The sequence below is a fragment of the Parasphingorhabdus sp. genome, assembly GCF_039982415.1.
Lineage (GTDB): Bacteria > Pseudomonadota > Alphaproteobacteria > Sphingomonadales > Sphingomonadaceae > Parasphingorhabdus.
Genome location: NZ_JBDWYL010000007.1, coordinates 470,085 through 491,580, shown reverse-complemented (window position 1 = coordinate 491,580; position 21,496 = coordinate 470,085). Strand labels below are relative to the sequence as shown.

Genomic DNA, 21,496 nt, shown 5'->3' with positions numbered 1-21,496 from the left:
GAAAAACTATGCGGATCATCGTTTTGTTTAACTTGAAAGATGGCGTGAATATCGGCGAATATGAAGAATGGGCGAAAACCCGGGATATCCCTGCCGCCAGTGCCCTCGGCTCGGTGACCTCATTTACAGTGCACAAGGCAACCGGCCTATTCGGTTCCGATGACCCCTCACCTTATGAATATTTCGAAATTATCGATATTATTGGTATGGATGAGTTTGTTGCAGACGTATCCGATCCCGAATTCCAAGCGATGTCGGCTCCGTTTCAGGATTATGCTGATGGCCCGCAATTCATTCTCACGGAAGATTTATAATGTCCGATAAGTTTGCAGGAAAAACTATCGTCGTCACGGGTTCAGGCAAAGAGAAAGGCCTGGGTCAGGGCATTTTAAAACGCTTTGCTGATGAAGGTGCCAATTGTGTTGTTTCGGATCTCGCCATTGGTGATCAGGAAGAAGGCGTGGCCGAAGAATTGCGGGGTCGCGGCGCCAAAGTCGCGACTGTCGCATGCGATGTAAGCGATGCATCGCAATGTCAGGCGTTGGTTGATCAAACGGTCGATGCATTTGGAGCGGTAGATATTTTCGTCAATAATGCCGGTATCGGTTTCATGATGAAGCCGCTGCTGGAGGTCGATACGGCCAAGGAATGGGATCAGGTGATCGGGGTCAATCTGTCCGGTGCTTTTTATTGCACGCAGGCAGCAGCCAAAGCGATGGTCGCAGCTGGCAATGGCGGCCGCATCATCAATATTGCTTCGCAAGCCGCCAAAACTGGTTTCCCGCATTTACCCGCCTATGTCAGTTCCAAACATGGCATGGTCGGCCTGACCCGGGCCAGTGCGGTGGAGCTGGGGGCGCATGGGATTACTGTCAATGCGGTTTGTCCCAACCATGTGACCACCGGCCTCGGCGCTCAGCAAAATGCCTATTTTTCGAAATTACTCGGCTTTGACAGCGTGGAGGCCTATCTTGCCAATATGAGCAAGAGCAATCCGATGGGCCGACCGGGCCTACCATCCGATACGGCCGCCGCCTGCGCGTGGCTGGCAAGTGATGATGCCTTTTACGTAACCGGAGAAGCACTTAACGTATCCGGCGGAGAGGAAATGCACTGATGATGCACGATCCTGGAGTTTGTCATTGTGGAACACTGAATCTTATTTTTCATAGCGAGAAAATGCCCGCAGAATTGGGTACGCGGAGTTGCCATAGTTCCTTTTGCCAAGTGCATTGCGCCTCCCGGACACCGACTATGATCAAGGAAAAAAACTAATATGCAAGAAGAACGGATGGATTGGCCGGGCGGCGCGAAAATGGCGCTTAGTATTGTCGTCAACGTTGAAGAAGGCAGCGAGATGACCGTGGCCCGTGGCGACCGGGGAATGGAGCCCGTGGATGAACTCGGCATTCATATAAAATCGCCCATTCGCAATTATGGTAATGAGAGCAATTATCTTTACGGGATCAAAGCCGGTGCACCGCGCATTGTAAAATTGCTCAAGCAATATGATATTCTAGCGAGCTGGACTGTGGCCGCCATGAGCCTCGAGAACCACCCGGAAATAGCCGCAGCTATCGCTGAAATGGGTCATGAACCTGTCAGCCATGGCTATCGGTGGGTGCATCAATTTAAAATGGATGAGGCGAAAGAGCGGGAGTTTATCCGCAAAGCGGTTCAATCCATTGAAAAGACAACCGGCACCAGGCCTTATGGTTGGCTATCGCGCTATTTCCATACCGATAACACCAGACGGCTTTTGATCGAAGAGGGCTTTGCCTATCATATGGACGATTATTCCGGAGATATTCCCTTTTGGGACAAAATGACTGTCCCGGAAAAGCCTATTGCGATCGTGCCCTATCAATTGGATAGTAACGACATGAAAATGTGGACGGATCCGGCAATGACGCCTCAGCAATGGCTTGATTATGCCAAGCATAATTTTGATCAAGTCTACCGAGAGGGCGAAGAGGGTAATCCCAAAATGATGTCGCTCGGTCTTCATCTAAGGATTATCGGCCGGCCTGGCCGCATTTGGGCATTTGAAGAATTTATCAAGCATGTAAGATCTAAAAAGGATGTCTGGGTAACCACCCGCCACCAAATCGCGCAACATCTGGCCACGGTCTCTCCACTATGAGTTTGCGTTTGGAGAAAAAGGGCAAGATCGCACATCTGATTATTGATCGGCCTGAAAAGCGCAATGCGTTCAATCAAGCGATGTGGGAGTTGCTGCCCGATTTATTAGCTGATGCGATGGCGGATACAAGCATTCGAATATTATGTTTGCATGCCAGTCAGCCCGATAGTGCCTTTTGTGCGGGCGCGGATATTGGTGAATTTGCTACTGGTTCTACCGATCCGCAATGGCGTGCGAAAAACCAGGCGGCCATAGGCCGTGTGCAACATGAACTGGCTGGGGCGCCGAAACCTACTATTGCAATCGTCGATGGCGATTGCGTTGGCGGCGGCTGCGGTATGGCTTTGGCCTGTGATCTGCGGATTGCGGGGCCCAAAGCCCGCTTTGGGATCACGCCATCAAAATTGGGATTGGTCTATCCCTTGCACGACACCAAATTGCTTGTTGATCTGGTGGGCCCCTCACAGGCGAAACGCATATTATTTACAGGTCAACTATTATCCACCGATGAAGCCTTGGATATTGGTTTGATTACAATATCCGCTGCTGACCCTTATGCAGAGGCTGCCGCGATCGCGCAAACTATGGCCTCTGTATCTTCGCACAGCCAAACGATGAGCAAAGCAATCATTAAACGTATATTGGATGGTCAGGCCGACGATGATGCCGAGACCTCAGCCCTGTTTGATGCCGCCTTTGAAAGCCGAGATTTTAAAGAAGGTGTCAGTGCCTTTCTAGACAAGAGAAAACCGGAATTTTAACATGACACATGCTCTTCAACATGGTTCTATTTTGGGCGGTGTCGTCACTGTTCCCAATATTCAACATGCGATTAATGACTATCAAGACATATTGGGTATGCAGCTTGTTGAGGCCGATGACTTGGATATGGCATTGGCTCAAAGCTGGGCCTGTCCGAAAAATGCCGGAGCATCGAGTGCAGTGTTGCAGCCAACGAGTGGTGCGGACTGCTTTATTCGGCTAGTCGAACAGCCGGATCATCCGGAATTTAAACCCACCACCACTTATGGTTGGGCTGCCTATGAATTGACGGTCCAGGATGTGTTTGGATGGCCAAAGCGATTGGAAAAAAGCGGTTTTGATATAATTGGTCCGCCGAAAGAGCTTGAAGGCTTACCGTTTTTTGTACCGATGCAAGTATTGGGTCGCGGGCGAGAAATGATCTATCTAAATGAGGTCCGCGAAGACACACCATCTTCCGATTTGCCGAAAGCCAGATCGTTGACCGACCATATTTTTATCGTGATCTTGGCAACGCCCGATCGTGAGGCGACCGTGGATTGGTATCGTGATCAATTGCATCTGACTGTCGGCGATACCTACACGCTGGAATATAGCATGATCAACGATGCATTCGGCAAACCCGCTGGAACGGTCTCTGATCTGACGATGATCCAAAATGACCGGTTGCCGATAGTCGAGGTCGATGATTATCCGAAAGAAGCAACGGTACGCCTGCGCCATCAGGGTTTATTGCCTCCTGGTAATGCATTGGTCACGCTCGCGGTGGACAAGTTGGACGCACTAAACCTGGACTGGATTTCCAAACCGCAGGTTCGAGAAGGGGCAATTTACCGGGACCGACGCACTGCCACGGTCCATGGCCCCGTAGGAGAATTGCTGGAGTTGATTGAAATCGGCTAGTTGGAACTTTGCTCCGGTTGATCGCTGGCGGTCACGTCAGGTGCCTGATTGTCCATATCACGCCACAGCCGCCATTTACCATCTGTTCCCTTTTTGAAAACAAGAAAGGATCGCCCCGCTGCCGTAAATTTTTCATTGCCGGGTGTGACAACGTTCATCCAATATTTCGAAATTAGATAGCCGGTATTGCCATTAATCGTAATATCTTCCGGGGTGAAGGAAAACGAGACCCGGTTCCCGCGGTCCTTGTTGCGTTGCAAATAGGTCAATATCGCATTGACACCCTTGGCCGCTGGTGCCCCATGCGTCATGAGCCAAGCATCCTCTTCATACAGATCCCGCATGGCAGCGATATCACCTGCTTCGAACAGCTTTTTCCATAGCGCACCATGCGCGACTATCGCTTTTGCATCGCTATGGGCAGGGGCTGATATTGCCGGTTCGGCAGCCGTCGGATTTGCAACAAGACTGACGCCCAGTGCAGCGATAAATAATATTCTTCCAGTCATTTATCCTCTTTCGCTTCAGGGTCGGTGTTGTCCTGATTGCCACTGGTCAGGATTGTATAGCGCGCTGGCGGATTCAAAAGGTTTGTCCTCAAGCGCGGTGGCGAGGCTGTCATTCCACCGGTTAAGGAAACCAAACATACTGATGACGGCCATAATTTCGGTCTTTTGCCGTTCATCAAAATGATCGTTCAAGGCTTCGAAGTGCTGGTCCGTGGCCGCATTTGGAACTTGGCCGGCTGCAAAGGCAAGGTCGAGCGCAGCAATTTCTGCAGCAGAGAATAACGGACTGGATTGATAATCCCAAACCGCCTGGACTTTAGCTTCATCAACGCCAACATCTCGGGCACCTAAGGTTGTATGAGCTTTGCAATATTGGCACCCAGCGGCCGCACTGGTTACCGCACCGATGAGCCTTTTTAGTCCATTATCAATTGCGCTATCGCCATAGATAACGCTGACAAGTCCGCGAAAAGCGCCCAATAATTCTGGCCAATGCGCCATGGTCATCACGGAATTGGGGACATAGCCCATCAGATTTTCGGAAAATTTAAGCGCCGCCTGAGTCTCTTCAGGCAATTGCTCTAAGGTCAGAGGTGTAATCCGGGTCATATTCTATCCTTGCTGTATAAGGGATCTTACCATATTTTCCCGCCGATCCAGTCGCCCGCCGCAGCCGTAAATTCATGGATTCGGATATCGGCCCAAAGATTAGCATGATAATAGGGATCCGCTTCGAGCTGGGCTCGCGCCTGCGCTGCGGTTTCTGCTTTGACAATGAGCAGCGAACCGATCGTATCTCCCTCTTGGTTTTTCAATGGACCAGCAACAAACAGATTTTCGATAGTTTTTTCAATATGGGCAAAATGCGCGTCTCGGGCCGCTAGTCGTTTTTGTGCGGTATCCGGTTTATCCGTGCAATATATGGCAAAGGCTTTCATGTTTTTGTCCGATTAAGAAAATTCAAAATTTCAGCTGCTGTGATCTCAGCCGCCTCATCCAAAACGGCGCGGGTAATGTCCAATCGCTCAACCAGTCTTGCATCTGCAATTAATGTGGCTGCACGGCGCGTTGCATCAAGCAAACCGGATTGTGTCGCCAAGATCAAGCTGTCCTGTGTCATGGCAGGCAGTTTACTGTCCACATCATAGCTAAAAGCAGCATGAAAGGCCTTGTTCATGAATTTCCCGGGCCGCAATTGCTCCACAAACATTTCAAAGCTGCGGTCATAGGTTTGACTGGCGATGCGGTTGGTAATGCCGCGCTTCCACGGCCATTCGAGACATTCTAACTCAGATGTGATTTCAAAAGTCTTGGAGCTGGCAGATTTATGCTTGGCGCTCGTTTCGGCGTCAAAGGCCGGTATATCGACCAAAGCGAGACGCCCTATTTTAAGCGGGTCTATCAATGCCATTTCCACCGCAACCAGATTGCCTGTGTGAAAGCCCAAGAGGTCAACCGTGCCACTACCGGATTGTTCGTGAATCACTGCGAGCATCGCCTGTGCATATTCTGCGATAGTGGGTTCTTCCTTAAACGGATCAGAGCCACCATAGCCTGGATAGTCAGGAGCAACCACCATTCTATCCCGCGCGAGATGGGGCATGATTGCGGTAAAAGCGAGACCGCTAAATGGTCCGGGGTGAAGGCAATAAAGAGGCGGTGCGGATATTGGGCCTTCGGGCACTAACTTGCGCCAATGAATTTGACCAAATGGGCCGTCTGAATATCCTTTTCGGATCATTTGTTGGAGTCTCCAAGGCGAGTCATTTGTTCCCGGTAGAGCCGGCGGGTAAGCGGCATCATCACCAGGGGAATAATTGCAAAAATAATCGGCACTGTGGCCACTGCATACCGAATATTATCCTCACCAAACACGCTGCTTGACAGTTCGCCGACCGCTATCGGACCCAATGATCCGAACCAACTGATTGCAAGATAGTAAAGTGCGATAATTTGCCCGCGAACCTGTGCAGGCGTGATGACCAACAAGGATGTTACGCCAATGGCAGAGACAATTCCGATGCCAATTGTGTTGATGCATAATATCGCGAAGGCCAGTTCTGCTGTTGGCATAAACAAGGGCAGTGACGCGGTTGGAACCATGATGAAAAAGCCGATATACAGAATCCGCAAGGACGCATCTTGAACACCCTTTTTGGTCCACCAGTCTGAAATTGTACCCATGATGAGCATATTGGCCGGACCAATGATGAGCAACGCGATACCGTTTATAGTGGCATATTTTTGTGGCGACCAACCCCAGGTTCGTTCGAATGTTGGCGCGAGAAAGCCTTGGCTATAGGCAATGGCTGTCATCGTGCAAATGATGAGGACGAACCCGATATAGAGTGTTTTGTTGCACCAGATATATTTGAGCGCATCGAAAAAGCCGCTGCCGCTTATGACATCGGCTGTCGCAGCAGCAGGCCGCCGCACCGGTTCTTTCATAAACAGAAAGAAGAGCGCGAATAATATACCGGGAAGGCCCACAAGAATGAGCGTGAAGCGCCAGGGTGATAATTCACCAAACAGCGGTAGCGACTGATTCCCGCTCGATACCGTCCAGGCGATTATTGCGCCGCTTAGGAGGGATGCCAAGCCAGCACCAATGGGAAGAGCGGAGGAATAGAAAGCAATCGGCTTCCCGCGCTTTTCGGTGGGGAAGCTGTCTCCGATCATAGAGAATGTTGCGGGACTGAGCGTCGCTTCGCCAATACCGACGCCCATACGCGCGGTGAACAGTTGCGCGAAATTTTTGGCTGTACCCGTCGCCACCGTGGCTGCGGACCAGAGTGCGACGCCAATGGATACGATCCAAATCCGTTTTCCGCGATCAATCAACCAGCCCATGAATATACCGACAAAGCCATAGACCAATGTAAACGCGCTCAGCAGCCAACCGATTGACCGGTCTGACAAATCAAACTCGGCTTTGATCGGTTCAATCAGTAATCCCAATATATATCGATCCACAAAGCTAAAAATATAGGCGATGGTCAGCATGACGACGAGAAACCAGCCGGCTGTTGCGCTCGGATAGGGCGCTGCTGATGGCGACGTCGCCGCGGGACTGTCTGCTTTATCGGTCATGGTTGCGCGTCCGGAATCAGGTAGATGACCACCAGATTATCGTCAAAATCTACAATGCCGATTTCCCGACCGATCCTGCCATCATGGGTTTCAAGTCGGCCTTCTTCATAGACTTGCAGGCCCAGTTTGCGGGCGCCTTCCATCACAGCATCGGGATCGGCAACGTCGAGGACAATTGCGCTGCGTCTTGGATGAGGTACCGGATCTAGCGGAATTTTTTTGACTTCGGACAGAGCCATTACTCGGGGCTGTCCCGGTAGCGACAGGATCGAAAAACCAATCTCCGCATCTTTCGGGATTTCAAAGACCGGAAAGGAATAGCTGTCTGGATTATGGCCTTTGCGAAACGTTTCTTCAAAGCCAAGCACGTCCCGATAAAAAGTCAAAGAACGATCGATATCGGCCACAACAAAATTGCCGCGTTGAAATCGTGTTTGAGGTTTACTCGTCATTACTATCTTCCTTAAATCCAGTTTTCCGGTTCACCGCGGACTGAGCAGCATTGTACACCGACATTTTGACCATAATAGAGATTAGCCAAGGCGCGTGGCATATGTTGAAACCCCTGCTCAATATCCTGAACGGGTTTTAATTTACCCTCGTGGATCCAACCGGCAAGGTCATCCATGACCAGCTTCCAGCGATCGAGATGGTTGTAGACGAAAAACCCTTGCATGCGGGACTCTGTGGCCCGCAAACGGGTATAGTTAGACAGTTTAAATGGTTCGTCTCGCGTATACTCGCTGATCGATCCGCACAGCACAATCCGGCTATGCAAGCGCAGTCTTTCGAGACAGGCTTCCAAAGTTTCGCCGCCGACATTGTCGAAATAAAGGTCGATGCCATCAGGCTGTAATTCGTCCAGTCGCGCTGCAATATTTTCGGATTTATAATCTATCGCATGTGAACAGCCATGTTCGAGAATGAACGCGCATTTTTCTGGCCCACCGGCCATCCCGATCACATCACAACCGGATACATTTGCGGCCAATTGACTGACCATCGAACCGACACCGCCGGCGGCGCCGGACAAAATCATCCGATCTCCCTGTTGCGGGTCGCCGCAGGTAAAAAACCCAGCATGAGCCGACAGGCCGGTCATGCCCAGTACGCCAGATCCAAGTGCAGCCGGCAAGCCGTTTGGCGGCATTCTATAAAATTTTTCCTGAGCTGTCATTTTAGAGACCTTGTAGGTCTGCCAGCCCATTTGGCCCTGAACCATTTCGCCTTCGCGCCAATCAGGATGCCGGGATTGAATGACCTGGGCCACACCGCGGCCGTGAATAATATCTCCAGGCTCCAGGACTTTTTCTCCTGCCGCACCGGTGCCTTGCATGTAGAAACGCATAACCGGCGCAAGGCCAAGATAATGCGTTTTCAAAAGCACTTCGCCTTTTCCCGGCACCGGAATATCATTTTGCGTCCACATAAAGTCAGTTGGCTTAACATTGCCAACAGGCCGAGCGGCGACCCGCCATTGATAATTGGCATTGTCGTCCATTTGCTTATTGGCGGACAGCGCGTCAAATTCAGCTAGGGAGGAAAGCGGCGTTGTCACTCAGTCATGAACCTTCACAACTTGGTTCACTTCAAAGAAATAGCCGTCCAAATCCCAGAAGGAACAGCCGATCATATCCTTTTGCTTTCCATCCGCTCCGGTAACGGTCCATTCTCTGGGTTCGCTGTGAATGCGCGACCCTAAAGCTCGTGCCCGTTCGACTGCTCCTTTGGCATCTTCAGAAGCAACAACAAAAACGGGTGCGCCAAATTTGATTTCGGTTGGCAATTCTTTTGGAGCATCTTGTTTGGGGTCAAGCCATTCGAGTAAGCCGATCATGCCAATCATGTCATGCTCACATTTCAATATGATCAAGCGCGTTTGATCACCCTTTTTGCCCGCGGCCAATTGGGTACCAGACAGGGTGAAGGGCGTGTCCATCCATTTGGTCATGCCCAATACCGTCTCATACCAATGGGAAGCAATGTCGCCATCACGGACCATTAATGTTGTGCGTTTGATAATGTCAGTCATGTGATTTTCGGGCTTTCTATTACAAGGACTTGGCAATCTGCGATATCAGCACGCAATTTTTTGGCTTCCTGATATTCGGGGCTGTTCCAGAACTTGTACACCGCTTCTTTGTCTGGCCATTCAGAAATGACCATCGAGGCCCCGTCACCGAAACTGCCTTCCAGCAATTCTGCACCAGGGCCGCGCAACACATAAGTGCCGCCAAATTTTTCAACTAAGGCTCCCGCTGCTGCGCCATAGCCTTGGATGAATTTTTCGCGATCGGATATAGCGGCGGTGACAATCATGTAAGCAGCCATGAACGATTCCTCCTTTAGATTTGTCCGGACAAATTACGGCAAGGAGAGACGATTGCAACAGCTATTTTCAACCGACAGGAGTTGTCGCTTAAAATTGATCAGGCATTTGTGCAAGTTTGGAGAAAAAGCGAATATTATAAAAGTTATATCGCTGGAACTATTTGTCGACGGTTGTTTCGTTGCCGAGAAAGGGGAGGATGACGGCTCTATATTTTTCCGGCGCCAGATCAAAGCCCCCTAAAGTGACTCCGTCAATATGACGCATTTGAGCGTTGGGAAAAAACGATAAAGCCGCTTCGGTCTCCTGTTTGAGACTGCCATCATTGGTGATGAGCAATACCGGTTGTTTGACTTTCTGAAAGCGACTCTCTGCCGGATAAGTGAAGACACCATGATAGGCTTCCCAACAATGCGGGTGGCATTGCATCATATCATTAAAATGCTCCTGCGCCCGGCTCAAAGGCAGATTGACCGTTGTCGCTGCTGCGGCAAATTGCCACTTTTTGTTCAGGTGCGACCCATCTGCCAAGACCTGATCCGGTTTCGCGTTGGCCTTATAGCCCTTGCCGCGGTCTTCTCCGGAAAAGAAAGGAAGACCTGGAAGGATCAGGCGACGGACCAGTTCCGGATGCTGCGCAGCAAGCTCTACAGCGATGAGGCAGCCGGTATGATATCCTAATAGATCTAGTGGTTGGCTTGACTCTTTACCATAGCCCATGGCTTGGAGCACTGCAGCCGCAGAAGCGGCATAGCCATCAATCGATTGCAACTTTTTGGGACGATCCGAGTCGCCATAGCCAGGCGTATCAATCGCAATGACCACGCGGTCAATGGCCATCAGGTGCATGAATTTCAGAAAATAGTCGCTGGAATAAGGCGTGGGATGAAAGAGCACCAGTGGTGGTTCTTGAGTTTTGTTATCTGGCTGCGCGATGCGCACATGTACTTGACCAAAAGGGCCATCGTAAAATGCCCGCTTCATTGTAATCATCGGACTTTGGGTTGCTTCAGAAGTGAGGGATTGGGCGAGAGATGGAGAGGCGGACAAAAGCAATCCTGAGAAAGTCAGGCAAAGCAAAATTTGAGAGTTTTGAATCAGTCGCATGATGGTTCCTTCTGAATTTCAGCGCCATTTTCTATGATAACTCTATAAAATGTCCGGACAAATTAATCTACAAAAAATGGCGGAAAACTAACAAAAAGTCAGCAAAAATCTCAGAAGAGTTGCAATTATGCGACAGTTTTTGCTGGAGATTAAAATAAAGTAAAATTTGTCTGGACAAATCTGCAATTCGATGTGATTTCTGCTCATGGGGATTTGTCAGACAATCTGACGTCAGGGAGTTAACTCAATGAAAATGGTTTTTAAAACATCACTGCTTGCAGCAACAATTCTGGCAAGCGCGCCAGTATTGGCACAAGATAATGGCGGCGAAGAAGCCGCAGATGATTCCAATGTCATCATCGTGACGGCACGGAAAAATGCATCCACCTTACAAGATACACCGATTGCCATTTCTGCTTTTGATAGTGAAGATATAAAAGAAGCCGGCTTTGATAGCATATTGGATATCGCAAAAGCGTCACCGGGTGTGTTCATTGAAGCCTATAATGATACGGCAGCGCGGGTGGATTCAGTTCCTCGCTTTCGCGGTGTCACCGTGGACAATGGCAATCCCTTGCAAAGAACCGCAACGGTTTTTGTGGATGGCGTATATGTTTCCGGTGGTATCCAGGGCATTGGTCTAAGCGAAGTGGAGCGGGTTGAAATCATCAAAGGCCCACAATCGGCGCTGTTCGGACGGAATACATTTGCTGGCGCAATCAACTACATCACAAAAGATCCGGGCCGTGACTTTGGTGTCGATGTTTCATTGACCGCAGCAACGCGTGATGAATATCGCGTAGCGGCAAGTATTGAAGGGCCGATAGGAGATAGCTTAGCCTTTCGTGTGAACGGTAGTTTCGATTCCAATGGTGGGCATTATCGCAACGCCAAGGATCCATCTCAAAAACTCGGATCCGAAGAAACATGGGCTGTTGGCGCAACTTTGCTGTTTGAGCCCAGTGATGATTTTCGGGTGAAGATTCGCGGCACTTATTATGAAGATGATGATGGCCCAGCGGCATTCACCCGTGCCGGTGGATTTTTCCAGCACAATTTCGGTGGATTCCCATTGCCCGGCGGCGGCACTACTGAAACCGCGTTTCAAGGCGTGTTGCGAGTGCCTTCGCTTGATCAAGTCGGCACAGATACAACGGACGCAGACTTTCAGCGCGCACTGGCTGCTCTTAATGCTGGCTTGGCACCTGGCGCGACGGTGCCGGATGTGGGCATTAGCTACGAAGAACTTGGTGGCTATGGCTTGAAACGCAAAGCCTACCGTACCAGTCTTGCGGCAACTTATAATATTAGCGACAATTTGAGTTTCGATTTACTGACCGGTTATAACCGAGAAAAATTCCTTTTCTTCGGCGATTTTGATGCCACGATTGGTTTTGGGTTTAACTCCTCAATCGGCCGTGATCTGGAAGATTTCGGTATTGAAGCGCGCATGTCCGGAAGCTTCTGGGACGATCGGATTTCATGGACCGTAGGCGGTAACTATCTCGACATTAATATCCTAAGCTCTGGCGGCTTTTATGATAATTTCGCTGGCTATTTTGGGGGTACAGTGTTCCCACGGGACACCTGGTTCCCTGGTGTCTATGCGGATCCTGCGGAAACTGGAGCGCAGACTATTGGTGTGTTCGGACTGGTTGATTTTGAATTGACCAACGAACTGACGCTGATATTCGAAGGTCGGTATCAAGTGGATGAGATCAGCGAAAATGCGGTCAATGCGGGATTGGCAACGCCAATTTCTCCGACCAAGTTCAAAAAATTCCTTCCGCGCGTTCTGGTACAATATGAGCCGACAGACGATACATTGCTCTACGCTAACTACAGTGTGGGTAACTTACCGGGCGGTTTCAATCCGGAAGTAGCCGAACTGGATGCGGCCCAATTGGCAGAATTTAACGCCGCCGCACCTGGCAATGATGTGTCGTACGAAGAAGAGAAATTGGAAAATTTCGAGTTGGGTTGGAAGCAGACATTGTTCAACAAATCACTCGCCTTTAACTTGGCTGCTTTCTACATGAAGCGAAGCAATGAAATCTTCTCCGCTTTTGAAACTGTCACAGACACAACGCCGGGTGCACCTAATCCTATTCGGACGGTTTCTTATACCGGCAACGGAGCTACAACGAACATCTATGGTCTCGAATTGGATGCAAGTTGGAATGTATCTGATGCTTTCTCGGTACAAGGCTCATTGGCCATTGTAGATGCGCAGATCCAGTCCTTCCCAGTTGGGCAAGGAGCGGGTGACTTTACCGATGTATTCGGTCCCGGCGCAGATGTGACTGGACAACGAGCTCCGCGTTTCCCGAAATTGACTTGGTCGATTGGCAACACATTTACCCAACCGATCAAGGGGGACTTTTTGGGACTGGGAGATGCTGATTGGTATATTCGCAGTGACTTGTTCCACACAGGGCAGTTTTTCGACAGCAATACTAACTTGGCTGAAACGCCAAGCGCATATGACTTGAACATCCGGACCGGTATCAAAACCGATGATGTACGGATCGAGTTTTTTGTGACCAATGTATTGGGAGAAGATGCACCTATCTCTGCCAATAATGTTGCCGATACCGGCGCTGATGTCCGGGGCCGATTGCCTCTATTCAGCGGCGTGTTCGATTTCCTCCGGGAAAGCGTACAAATTGGTCTGCGCCCGCGCCGTCAATTCGGTATCAAGCTAGACTTTAGTTTCTAAGATACCTGAAAGATGGAAGAGGAAAGCCGCTTTTTAGCGGCTTTCTTTTTGTCCAGATCCCGGCAGAACAAACCTTCCGGCCCGTTTTTAGTTCGCCCCTATTTCGAAGCCATCAATATTCGTGCGACCGCTTCCGGCGCGGTGATCATCGCATCATGGCCGGTGCGTAATGGACGATAGGTCCAGCTGGGATCCGATGCGGCTTTAGCAGCATGATAGGGAAAGCTGCTATTGGGTAGAACTGGTGATGTACAATGTACATAAGTTCGCGGCAAACCGATCGATCCTCCGGATTGCAATTTTATAGGGTCAAGCCAGGTCTTGAGCGGATGCGGTGTAAGATTGGCAGCGACCCATGAATAGCTCGGATGATCTTTGGGAATGCCCAGAAACTCAGGAGCAAAGGCGGCCATGCCAATGCCATCAGGAGCCAAATTGGCTAAAGCGCTTTGGGTTTGTTGAATAATCTCGGGGCTGCGCGGTGGACCTTGTGTAATCATGGTATCGCCATCTTTTGGTAAGGCGGCATCCAAATAGACAATCGCGCTAACCCGCTCTTTCATACGATCCGCGACACCAGTGACAACCATTCCGCCATAGCTATGACCCACTAAGATAATGTCGGTCAGATTATGAAAAGCGATCAGTGTCGTAATATCTTGAATATGAGTATCCAGCCCGATGGCAGGCGATAATAAGTGCGCGCGGTCAGCCAAACCAGTCAAAGTTGGTGTCCACACTTTGTGGCCTTGCGTTTCAAGCTGAGCACGTACATCGCGCCAGCACCAACCGCCATGCCAGGCGCCATGAACCAGCAAAAATGTTTTGGGTCCACTTTTAGCGGAGGCAAGCGATCCCGCATTGACATGGGAACATCCGGATATGGAAAGCCCCCAAGCTGCCATTGTCGCGCTTCCAAGAACTTGCCGTCGGTTCCACTTTCGTCGCATCAAACGGTCCTTGTTAGTAGATCGGGATCAACCGGGTTTCGTCAATTCGGATCACAGTTTTTTCAGCACATAAAGTGCGGACCGTTCAGCCGATTCCAAGGCGCCTTCCATTCCCGAACTTTGTTGCGCGAGATGTTCTCCGGCAAAATGCAAGCGCGCACCTTTATACCGGGTCGAGGCAGCTAGGGCCGCGCCTTGTCCGGCGCCAATATGATGGTAAATTCCGCGAGCAAAGGGATTTTTTTGCCAGCTGAACAGGCGTAGAAACTTGAGTTGTCCTCGTGCCGACGGTCTCGCTTGTTCAATCCGTTTAACGATTTCGGCACCAGCGCTTTGCTCATCCATTTGATCAACACGCTCTGCACTTTTGCCATTGAGCCAGACTTTAACCATCGCCGGATCTTCGCCGAGTACAAACATTCGTCCCAATAACGGGTCATCGGACCAGATGGTTTGTGGCAAGCCATCTTTTTTCCAAAAAAGAGAGCGCGCTTCCAAATAAGCAAAACTGGCTTTGGTGTAAGGAAGCTGAGAGATCATCATCCGAAGGCTAGACGGCAAGTCGGCCTCTATCCTCATCGCACGCATGACCGCAAACGGAGCCGTACAAATCACGTGCCGCGCTCCAAATTTCCGGCCATCCGTCAAACCGAGTTCAACGCCATCTCCTTCATCTTCAATAACGGCAACCGCGCTGTTTAAGATAATCTCGCTACGCAGCGCATTCGCCATCGCGTCGGTCATGCGTTGCGAGCCTCCGCGCACATAGGTTGTGGGACCACTGCCAGCCCGAAATATGGCTAGGCTTCGTGCCATGTGCAGTGCCGATTGCTCCGCGATATCGTTGCCGTTGAGATTGGCATTGATCAGCCGCAAAGCCTCATCTGATGCGCCGCGTTGCAGCAAATATTCACGCAGCGCGATATCTATTTTCTGATGGGATGGGCGCATCCAATCTTCGATATTCTTCAATTTGGGTAAGTCTTTAAGATAGGAAAAAAACAGTCGATCTGGCGGTGTTTCTTTTTCAGCGGTGGCAAGCTTGTTCTGGTCTGCGGTCGGCCATTGCTCGGCCAACAAGGATTTACCGCCAATATGATATAAAGACCCGCGGCCGGTTTGGGGCGGGCTATAGCGCGCAACATTGAGCCGATCGGCAATAGCATGAAAGCGTTTGTAACTGGCTCCGACTTGGATACCACCAGCATCAGGTCGGCCGGGCAAGTCGTCCAAATTATGCAGCCGCCCGCCAATCCGCGCCGCTCCTTCCAAGACGATTACCTTATAGCCCGCTTTTTCTATCTGGCTGGCGGCGTGGAGGCCGGCGAGACCTGCGCCGATAACTATAACATCCGCAGTGGTCTTGCTCCACGTTCGACGCGGAGCCGCACAAGCGATAAGCGATGCACTGGCGCCGCCGACAAATGTGCGCCTGGTGATATGGGTTAGCCGATCTTTCATGCCGATATGTTGACAGAAACATGATCCAAAAGGCAAGGTGAATTTGTCCGGACAAAGAGGTTGTTTGCTATGCCCAACTATCGATATTTATCCCTTTTCATACTGCCCTTTATGTTGTCGGGACCCGTTTGGGCGGCAGACGGTGATCTTGATGGTCCACAAATATTAGCTTTGGCTCGAGAGGCGGCGGGCGGTGATGATTGGGCCAATGCGCAGACCTTAATGCTATCGGGCCGGGCTGTCTTTTATGGGCCGACAGGATATAAACCTCGCTCAATCGCCAGTGATTATCGCATGTGGAGAGAATTTGATCCGGATCGCAATATTGCGCATGGCGCGGATGGTAAAGTGAGAATCATTGCGAAAAATGACGGTAAACTGATTTTTGAAGTCGGCTATGATGGGGAAACTACCTGGACCGAAAAAGGTATAACGCCAAAAGCGCAAGCTGATAAATTTTGGGCGAGCAATTTTGGTTTTGGGATTATTCGACAGGCGCAGCAACCGGGTTTTGTCGCCAATCGATTGCCCGATGATGATATTGGAGGACATGCGATTTATAAAGTGGAGTTGGTTGACCCAACGGGCGGCAAAACCCAGTTTGGCATTGATCAGCAATCCTACGCCATACGGACTATGGGCTTTCGCACGCCGAAAGGATGGCATTTGCGTGTCTATGATGATTTTGTTCGACTTCAAAAACCGCGCTGGCTTCAATCGCGCCACGTCACGCTTTACTATGATGGAAAGAAATCCAATGAAGTGTTCTGGGAAAAGACAACAGTCAATCAGGTCATTGCCCCAGCGATTTTCCGGTCACCTCCGCCTTAATTATCCCCGAAAATTCTTTGGGTTGACTTGAGACGGGCGCTCGGCGCCTTTGATCGTACAACTGGCTTGCATCCAACGCAGATTCAATCCCACTCGACTGGCATTTATGTCCGCCCAACTATAACTCACCGCGCGATCCGGCGCATCGGGTCGGTGAACATAGAGCACCATGCTGGGCCGATTGGTGCTGGGCGCGGGCCAGTATACGGAGCGCATCCGCAGAACAAGGGGATCAGCCCCGCTTTCGCCGCCGCCCACAAGCACTCGTCCGCCTTGGTCATGCAGATCGAGTTTTTGCGCAAAATGCCAATCAGGGCTGCCATCTGCTTTGGGTTGGTTTTTCTTGGCGGCCGCCCAGCATTGGACAGGGCGGGACCGTTTTAAGCTGGTTTCGGTGCCATCGCTAAAACGTAATTTCAGGCCAGCCGCATTGACCGCAATAATCTGATAGTCCTGTTTGCAGGCCTTCTTGTTTTGTAAGGCGCTATAGACCCAGCCAGATTCGACGCGATCAAAATTACGCGAACAGCCATCAACGGTTAAATTGTCTCGAATTTTATGTGCAGAAACAGCGGCCTGCAATGGGCGAGCAATCGATTTTCCAAAATCATCGATTCGCGTGATGACGAGTTGATCCTTCTGTTTTTCGATCTTCAGACCAATCCAAGCGGGCGGAGTTCGACCGGCATCTTTCTCAAAATAGCTATGTTCTTCATTGGTATAAATGCCGGGCAATTGATGGTCGAGCGCTGCGATGTTTTGGGTGTCGGCGGCCATTGCGAATATCGACAAGCTGGTAATGAACATTGCTAAAGGACCTTTTGATGTTGTCCGGACAACTTACCATGTATTGCTCGAGAAGCAACAAACTTAGATCAAAGTCGCCGCCGCGCGTTTAGCTGCCAATTCAAAGAGGACGCGATCACCCATTTCCCATGTGACGTTCAACATTGTCTGATGGATCAACCAACCCGCTTTAGCGCGCTGCAATTCATGGATGTAAAATCCGCCGATAGAATGCATCTGCCGGTTACCGTCGATCACCAGGTAATGATGCGCCGCCATATAACATGTGCATTGGGCGCGGTCGCCTTGCAAATCGATCACAAAATTGGTCAGCACATGTTGTGTTGCATCAAATGGCTCCAAGGTTGCGCGCACGCCGGCCACCCAATTGTCCGCTGTCATTTCGCTCTCTGGTTCTCCGGACCAACTGGAAAAATCCAGTGTGATTGTTTCGGCAAATATGGATCGGTAAAGATCCCAATCACGTTGGTCGATGCCCGTTGCATATTTGAGAATATGATCGGTAATCTTCGCCCGATCGACTAGACTTTCTGGGGTATTTTTTTCGGTTTTCATAGCAATTTTTTACTCGCCTTAATCGCTCTGATGGCCCATTTTTCCGGGTCGAAATCGGGCGTATAATTATATTGAGGAACTTCAATATCCCAATCAACTTGCTCACCCAATTGATCAATCAGGGCGGCCAGTGGGAATTGTCCTTCCCCGGGGATCATCCGGTTCATCGCCTCTTCAATATAGCTGGTTGATTGCTGCAAATGCGGGCCGTCACATAGCTGGGCATAACCGACAACCTCCGGGTCCAGCGTCTGTATCTGTGCCATGGTTCCGCCAGTCCGAAAAAGATGCAAGGCATCAATCGCGATTGTCAGATTGGGTTGGTTTGCCTTTTGATGCAATTTGATGGCCGTATCGAGACTATTGCAGCCCGGTGCAAACCCTGTAAATTCCAACCCAATTTCCAAGTCCATTTGCATTGCCATTGAGCATAAGGCGGCCAGTTGATCTTCTGCTCGGGCTGGATCGCGCTCATGAATATGGCTGATTGCCCGTTTCGCTCCCAATCTGGCGGCTAGCGCTAAGGTCGGTTCATAATCAGCGACGTCTTTGTCCGGGATTACCGGAAAATATTCAGCATTGAGAATTGAGATTCCATTGTCATCGAGAAGCGCGGCAAAATCTTGTTCCTCTTTTGGGACTACCACTGGGAAAAGATTCTCTCCCGTTTGGGAAACGGGTGAGGCCGTAAACAGGCACACTTTTGTCAGGCCTTGTCGCGCTGCGAAAACAACGAGCCCTTTGGCTCCCCCTTGTGTCATGGTAATTTGATGGAGGGCGACGTTTCGCATGAGGTTAGTTTAAAACAACTCATCTGCAATGCACCTATGATTTTGGTGCAGAGTTTGATCGCAGCCGCTAGTCAATATGCTAGGCAGTATGCACTGGGGCTGCGACTAAAAGAACCAGAGAATCGACCGCAATGGTGGTCGCGATTAACCGGGAAAGACATATGCTGAGCAAAGATATAGTCACGATCGCAGACGTTATACGCCAACAAGCAAAGGATTTAAGCGACGCTCTCGTCTTCACCTTTGAGGGCGATGAAATGACTTATGCGCAATTGAATCGCAACAGCAACAAAGCCGCCAATGCTCTGGCATCGCTGGGTGTTCGGAAAGGCGACCGCGTTGCTTATATGGGCAAAAACTCGCATCTTTATTTCGAGATATTATTGGGTGCCGCGAAAATCGGAGCGGTAATGACACCCGTTAACTGGCGGTTAGCCGGCCCCGAGGTTCGCTATATTGTCAATAATTGCCAAGCGAAAACCTTGTTTATCGGCCCGGAATTTATCGATCTGGTGAAGCAGATAAGATCAGAATTTGAACATGTTGAATCCATCTATTGTTCTGAGCAAGCCAGTGAAGATTTTGCCAGCTATACGCAGTGGCGGGATGAATTTTCGAATATTGATCCAATGGTGCCTTGCGCTCCTCACGATGATGCATTGCAGCTCTATACATCCGGAACGACAGGGCATCCCAAAGGTGCCATCATGACCGGCTATTCGATTTTTGGTGCGCGGTCGAAATTGACCGATGACGATTTGGCTGACTGGCAAAGATCCCAGCCAGGCGAAACAATGTTGCTGGCCATGCCATGTTTCCATATCGGTGGAACCGGATCAGGATTGGGCAATATGTATAGCGGCGGGCATGCCGTGGTGGTTCGGGAATATGATCCATCTCAAGCGCTCGAATTTATTGAGCAATATGGTATCGGCAAGATATTCATGGTGCCGGCGGCCATACAGATCCTTTTGAATCACCCGCGTGTCAGTGAAGTCGACTTTTCCAACCTCAAATATATTTCCTATGGTGCATCTCCGATTCCATTGGAAATGATGAAACAAAGCATCGACATGTTTGGATGCGAATTTATACAAATGTACGGCATGACCGAAACATCAGGGACAATTGTAGCGCTGCCGCCGGAAGACCATGATCCCAATGGCAATGATAAAATGCGGTCTGTGGGCAAACCGTTGCAAGGAGTGGAGGTGAAAATTATCGATGAAGCCGGTGCGACATTGGCTGCGCGTGAAGTCGGAGAAATTGCCACGCGATCGTCATTCAATATGAAGGGCTATTGGAACATGGATGAAGCCACGGCTGCGACGATAGATGCAGATGGATGGCTCCGAACTGGCGATGCCGGCTATTTTGATGAAGATGGCTATCTCTATATCCATGACCGGGTGAAAGACATGATCATCTCAGGCGGGGAAAATATCTATCCTGCTGAAGTGGAAAATGCGATTTATGGGCATCCGGCAATTGCAGATGTCGCTGTGATCGGGGTACCTGATGATAAATGGGGGGAAGCCGTAAAGGCCTGTGTAGTGCTGAAAGAGTCGGCGGCGATGACCGAAAGCGATGTTATTGTCCATGCTCGCAACAATATCGCAGGATTCAAATGCCCAAAATCAGTCGACTTTATTCCGGAATTGCCGCGCAATCCTTCCGGCAAAATCCTGCGCCGCGAATTGCGCGCTCCCTATTGGGAAGGGAAAGACCGGGCGGTCAACTAAACCGCCCGGCATTCGACGAAATTAGAACTGGACGCGCTTGGTAAAGCCGCCGTCAATGACAAGATGGGCGCCAGTGGTATAGCTCGACGCCGGACTGGCAAGGAATACAACACTGCGTGCGACATCATCCGCCTCACCAAAATCTCCCAAAGCAAAGCCAGCCTTAGTCATTTCATAAAATTCTGGCATACCCGCTTCGATTTGCGACCAGTTGCCGCCAGGGAATTTGATAGGACCAGGAGATACCATATTCACCCGAATGCCCTTGGGACCGAGCGCTTGGCTCAACTGACTACCATAAGTAATCAATGCGGCTTTCATTGCGTTAAATGCCTGCGGCGCAACAAATGTTTCGAACGCGGCGGTCGATGACATGAAGATGATCGAACCATCATCCGATTTTTCCAGATGAGGTTCCAATACTTCCAGCGCTTTGACGGCGCCGATAATATCGGTCTGGAAAGTGACTTCCCAATCGCCGGTCGCGCCTGCACCCGAAGAACTGACATTATGGATAAAAATATCACAGCCGCCCAGCTCGCCGGCCGCTTTTTCGAGCCATTTCGGGTAGCCATCGGCATCGGTCATATCAAATGCTTCGGCAAACACTTTGCCGCCATGGGCTTCCAACTCACTTTTGGCTGCCGCCACTTGGTCTGCATTGCGTGAGAAAAACGCGACATCAGCACCTTCTCTGGCGAAATGCTCGAGCGCGGCACGCCCTAATCCGCGACTGCCGCCCGTGAGAATGACTTTTTTGCCCTTCAATCCTAAATCCATGTTGCTCTCCTTTTGTA

At 50.3% G+C, this 21,496-nt stretch carries 24 protein-coding genes; 8 read left to right on the top strand and 16 right to left on the bottom strand.

What is annotated here, in order from left to right; genetic code table 11:
- Window positions 1-8 precede the first annotated feature (8 nt).
- The 5 genes from ABJU74_RS12150 to ABJU74_RS12130 all read left to right on the top strand — a co-directional run bounded on the left by ABJU74_RS12150 (window position 9) and on the right by ABJU74_RS12130 (window position 3,808).
- Window positions 9-314: an REDY-like protein HapK gene (locus ABJU74_RS12150; protein ID WP_348384482.1), complete on the top strand. Its 306-nt coding sequence runs from the start codon at window positions 9-11 to the stop codon at window positions 312-314.
- Complete coding sequence (locus ABJU74_RS12145; RefSeq protein ID WP_348384481.1) at window positions 314-1,117, top strand: SDR family NAD(P)-dependent oxidoreductase; 804 nt, start codon at window positions 314-316, stop codon at window positions 1,115-1,117. The genes ABJU74_RS12150 and ABJU74_RS12145 overlap by 1 nt, the downstream gene beginning before the upstream one ends.
- Before the next feature lie 159 nt (window positions 1,118-1,276).
- Window positions 1,277-2,143: a polysaccharide deacetylase family protein gene (locus tag ABJU74_RS12140; protein ID WP_348384480.1), complete on the top strand. Its 867-nt coding sequence runs from the start codon at window positions 1,277-1,279 to the stop codon at window positions 2,141-2,143.
- Window positions 2,140-2,904, top strand: a complete 765-nt coding sequence (locus tag ABJU74_RS12135) for an enoyl-CoA hydratase-related protein (RefSeq protein ID WP_348384479.1) — start codon at window positions 2,140-2,142, stop codon at window positions 2,902-2,904. Before ABJU74_RS12140 ends, ABJU74_RS12135 begins: the two co-directional genes overlap by 4 nt.
- A 1-nt stretch (window position 2,905) precedes the next feature.
- Window positions 2,906-3,808, top strand: coding sequence for a VOC family protein (locus ABJU74_RS12130; RefSeq protein WP_348384478.1), 903 nt, complete (start codon window positions 2,906-2,908; stop codon window positions 3,806-3,808).
- On the opposite strand, the gene ABJU74_RS12125 is transcribed toward ABJU74_RS12130, so the two are convergent.
- The 10 genes from ABJU74_RS12125 to ABJU74_RS12080 all read right to left on the bottom strand — a co-directional run bounded on the left by ABJU74_RS12125 (window position 3,805) and on the right by ABJU74_RS12080 (window position 10,843).
- Window positions 3,805-4,317, bottom strand: a complete 513-nt coding sequence (locus ABJU74_RS12125) for a DUF4440 domain-containing protein (RefSeq protein ID WP_348384477.1) — start codon at window positions 4,315-4,317, stop codon at window positions 3,805-3,807. The two genes, ABJU74_RS12130 and ABJU74_RS12125, sit on opposite strands and share 4 nt — an antisense overlap.
- Window positions 4,318-4,332: 15 nt before the next feature.
- Window positions 4,333-4,926, bottom strand: a complete 594-nt coding sequence (locus ABJU74_RS12120) for a carboxymuconolactone decarboxylase family protein (RefSeq protein ID WP_348384476.1) — start codon at window positions 4,924-4,926, stop codon at window positions 4,333-4,335.
- A 26-nt stretch (window positions 4,927-4,952) separates the two neighbouring features.
- Complete coding sequence (locus tag ABJU74_RS12115) at window positions 4,953-5,255, bottom strand: YciI family protein (protein WP_348384475.1); 303 nt, start codon at window positions 5,253-5,255, stop codon at window positions 4,953-4,955.
- Entirely contained in the window at window positions 5,252-6,058 is an 807-nt protein-coding gene (locus ABJU74_RS12110) for an alpha/beta hydrolase (RefSeq protein WP_348384474.1), read from the bottom strand. Before ABJU74_RS12110 ends, ABJU74_RS12115 begins: the two co-directional genes overlap by 4 nt.
- Window positions 6,055-7,407: an MFS transporter gene (locus ABJU74_RS12105; protein ID WP_348384473.1), complete on the bottom strand. Its 1,353-nt coding sequence runs from the start codon at window positions 7,405-7,407 to the stop codon at window positions 6,055-6,057. The genes ABJU74_RS12110 and ABJU74_RS12105 overlap by 4 nt, the downstream gene beginning before the upstream one ends.
- Window positions 7,404-7,859 carry a VOC family protein gene (locus tag ABJU74_RS12100; RefSeq protein ID WP_348384472.1) on the bottom strand — a complete coding sequence of 152 codons (456 nt, stop codon included), beginning with the start codon at window positions 7,857-7,859 and terminating at the stop codon, window positions 7,404-7,406. Before ABJU74_RS12100 ends, ABJU74_RS12105 begins: the two co-directional genes overlap by 4 nt.
- Window positions 7,860-7,870: 11 nt before the next feature.
- Window positions 7,871-8,965 carry an NADP-dependent oxidoreductase gene (locus ABJU74_RS12095; protein WP_348384471.1) on the bottom strand — a complete coding sequence of 365 codons (1,095 nt, stop codon included), beginning with the start codon at window positions 8,963-8,965 and terminating at the stop codon, window positions 7,871-7,873.
- Window positions 8,966-9,439, bottom strand: coding sequence for a VOC family protein (locus ABJU74_RS12090; RefSeq protein ID WP_348384470.1), 474 nt, complete (start codon window positions 9,437-9,439; stop codon window positions 8,966-8,968).
- Window positions 9,436-9,738, bottom strand: coding sequence for a DUF1330 domain-containing protein (locus ABJU74_RS12085; RefSeq protein ID WP_348384469.1), 303 nt, complete (start codon window positions 9,736-9,738; stop codon window positions 9,436-9,438). The genes ABJU74_RS12090 and ABJU74_RS12085 overlap by 4 nt, the downstream gene beginning before the upstream one ends.
- A gap of 157 nt (window positions 9,739-9,895) precedes the next feature.
- Complete coding sequence (locus ABJU74_RS12080) at window positions 9,896-10,843, bottom strand: alpha/beta hydrolase (protein ID WP_348384468.1); 948 nt, start codon at window positions 10,841-10,843, stop codon at window positions 9,896-9,898.
- A gap of 247 nt (window positions 10,844-11,090) precedes the next feature.
- On the opposite strand from ABJU74_RS12080, the gene ABJU74_RS12075 reads away from it, so the two are divergent.
- Window positions 11,091-13,562 (top strand): TonB-dependent receptor, encoded by a 2,472-nt coding sequence (locus ABJU74_RS12075; protein ID WP_348384467.1) that lies wholly within the window; start codon window positions 11,091-11,093, stop codon window positions 13,560-13,562.
- Between the two features lie 98 nt (window positions 13,563-13,660).
- Here ABJU74_RS12075 and ABJU74_RS12070 read toward each other — a convergent pair whose 3' ends face one another.
- Both ABJU74_RS12070 and ABJU74_RS12065 read right to left on the bottom strand, forming a co-directional pair.
- A complete protein-coding gene (locus ABJU74_RS12070) occupies window positions 13,661-14,512 on the bottom strand; it encodes an alpha/beta hydrolase (protein ID WP_348384466.1) in 852 nt (283 codons plus the stop codon).
- 51 nt (window positions 14,513-14,563) lie between these two features.
- Window positions 14,564-15,973 (bottom strand): FAD-dependent oxidoreductase, encoded by a 1,410-nt coding sequence (locus ABJU74_RS12065; RefSeq protein ID WP_348384465.1) that lies wholly within the window; start codon window positions 15,971-15,973, stop codon window positions 14,564-14,566.
- 69 nt (window positions 15,974-16,042) lie between these two features.
- Here ABJU74_RS12065 and ABJU74_RS12060 point away from each other — a divergent pair, with 69 nt between their 5' ends.
- The gene (locus ABJU74_RS12060; RefSeq protein ID WP_348384464.1) at window positions 16,043-16,804 is read left to right on the top strand and encodes a hypothetical protein; all 762 of its coding nucleotides are present in this window, start codon (window positions 16,043-16,045) and stop codon (window positions 16,802-16,804) included.
- Here ABJU74_RS12060 and ABJU74_RS12055 read toward each other — a convergent pair whose 3' ends face one another.
- The 3 genes from ABJU74_RS12055 to ABJU74_RS12045 all read right to left on the bottom strand — a co-directional run bounded on the left by ABJU74_RS12055 (window position 16,805) and on the right by ABJU74_RS12045 (window position 18,927).
- Window positions 16,805-17,611 (bottom strand): hypothetical protein, encoded by an 807-nt coding sequence (locus ABJU74_RS12055; protein ID WP_348384463.1) that lies wholly within the window; start codon window positions 17,609-17,611, stop codon window positions 16,805-16,807.
- A gap of 63 nt (window positions 17,612-17,674) precedes the next feature.
- Entirely contained in the window at window positions 17,675-18,166 is a 492-nt protein-coding gene (locus tag ABJU74_RS12050) for a nuclear transport factor 2 family protein (RefSeq protein WP_348384462.1), read from the bottom strand.
- Window positions 18,163-18,927, bottom strand: a complete 765-nt coding sequence (locus ABJU74_RS12045) for a TIM barrel protein (protein ID WP_348384461.1) — start codon at window positions 18,925-18,927, stop codon at window positions 18,163-18,165. The genes ABJU74_RS12050 and ABJU74_RS12045 overlap by 4 nt, the downstream gene beginning before the upstream one ends.
- Before the next feature lie 191 nt (window positions 18,928-19,118).
- Here ABJU74_RS12045 and ABJU74_RS12040 point away from each other — a divergent pair, with 191 nt between their 5' ends.
- A complete protein-coding gene (locus ABJU74_RS12040; RefSeq protein ID WP_348384460.1) occupies window positions 19,119-20,699 on the top strand; it encodes a fatty acid--CoA ligase in 1,581 nt (526 codons plus the stop codon).
- A gap of 21 nt (window positions 20,700-20,720) precedes the next feature.
- Here the strand turns inward: ABJU74_RS12040 and ABJU74_RS12035 are convergent, their stop codons facing one another.
- Complete coding sequence (locus ABJU74_RS12035; RefSeq protein ID WP_348384459.1) at window positions 20,721-21,479, bottom strand: SDR family oxidoreductase; 759 nt, start codon at window positions 21,477-21,479, stop codon at window positions 20,721-20,723.
- Window positions 21,480-21,496 lie beyond the last annotated feature (17 nt).

Bases quoted from the DNA above. Each gene is read 5' to 3' on its own strand.
- ABJU74_RS12150 (WP_348384482.1), top strand. From the start codon at position 9: ATGCGGATCATCGTTTTGTTTAACTTGAAAGATGGCGTGAATATCGGC.
- ABJU74_RS12145 (WP_348384481.1), top strand. From the start codon at position 314: ATGTCCGATAAGTTTGCAGGAAAAACTATCGTCGTCACGGGTTCAGGC.
- ABJU74_RS12140 (WP_348384480.1), top strand. From the start codon at position 1,277: ATGCAAGAAGAACGGATGGATTGGCCGGGCGGCGCGAAAATGGCGCTT.
- ABJU74_RS12135 (WP_348384479.1), top strand. From the start codon at position 2,140: ATGAGTTTGCGTTTGGAGAAAAAGGGCAAGATCGCACATCTGATTATT.
- ABJU74_RS12130 (WP_348384478.1), top strand. From the start codon at position 2,906: ATGACACATGCTCTTCAACATGGTTCTATTTTGGGCGGTGTCGTCACT.
- ABJU74_RS12125 (WP_348384477.1), bottom strand. From the start codon at position 4,317: ATGACTGGAAGAATATTATTTATCGCTGCACTGGGCGTCAGTCTTGTT.
- ABJU74_RS12120 (WP_348384476.1), bottom strand. From the start codon at position 4,926: ATGACCCGGATTACACCTCTGACCTTAGAGCAATTGCCTGAAGAGACT.
- ABJU74_RS12115 (WP_348384475.1), bottom strand. From the start codon at position 5,255: ATGAAAGCCTTTGCCATATATTGCACGGATAAACCGGATACCGCACAA.
- ABJU74_RS12110 (WP_348384474.1), bottom strand. From the start codon at position 6,058: ATGATCCGAAAAGGATATTCAGACGGCCCATTTGGTCAAATTCATTGG.
- ABJU74_RS12105 (WP_348384473.1), bottom strand. From the start codon at position 7,407: ATGACCGATAAAGCAGACAGTCCCGCGGCGACGTCGCCATCAGCAGCG.
- ABJU74_RS12100 (WP_348384472.1), bottom strand. From the start codon at position 7,859: ATGACGAGTAAACCTCAAACACGATTTCAACGCGGCAATTTTGTTGTG.
- ABJU74_RS12090 (WP_348384470.1), bottom strand. From the start codon at position 9,439: ATGACTGACATTATCAAACGCACAACATTAATGGTCCGTGATGGCGAC.
- ABJU74_RS12085 (WP_348384469.1), bottom strand. From the start codon at position 9,738: ATGGCTGCTTACATGATTGTCACCGCCGCTATATCCGATCGCGAAAAA.
- ABJU74_RS12080 (WP_348384468.1), bottom strand. From the start codon at position 10,843: ATGCGACTGATTCAAAACTCTCAAATTTTGCTTTGCCTGACTTTCTCA.
- ABJU74_RS12075 (WP_348384467.1), top strand. From the start codon at position 11,091: ATGAAAATGGTTTTTAAAACATCACTGCTTGCAGCAACAATTCTGGCA.
- ABJU74_RS12070 (WP_348384466.1), bottom strand. From the start codon at position 14,512: ATGCGACGAAAGTGGAACCGACGGCAAGTTCTTGGAAGCGCGACAATG.
- ABJU74_RS12065 (WP_348384465.1), bottom strand. From the start codon at position 15,973: ATGAAAGATCGGCTAACCCATATCACCAGGCGCACATTTGTCGGCGGC.
- ABJU74_RS12060 (WP_348384464.1), top strand. From the start codon at position 16,043: ATGCCCAACTATCGATATTTATCCCTTTTCATACTGCCCTTTATGTTG.
- ABJU74_RS12055 (WP_348384463.1), bottom strand. From the start codon at position 17,611: ATGTTCATTACCAGCTTGTCGATATTCGCAATGGCCGCCGACACCCAA.
- ABJU74_RS12050 (WP_348384462.1), bottom strand. From the start codon at position 18,166: ATGAAAACCGAAAAAAATACCCCAGAAAGTCTAGTCGATCGGGCGAAG.
- ABJU74_RS12045 (WP_348384461.1), bottom strand. From the start codon at position 18,927: ATGACACAAGGGGGAGCCAAAGGGCTCGTTGTTTTCGCAGCGCGACAA.
- ABJU74_RS12040 (WP_348384460.1), top strand. From the start codon at position 19,119: ATGCTGAGCAAAGATATAGTCACGATCGCAGACGTTATACGCCAACAA.
- ABJU74_RS12035 (WP_348384459.1), bottom strand. From the start codon at position 21,479: ATGGATTTAGGATTGAAGGGCAAAAAAGTCATTCTCACGGGCGGCAGT.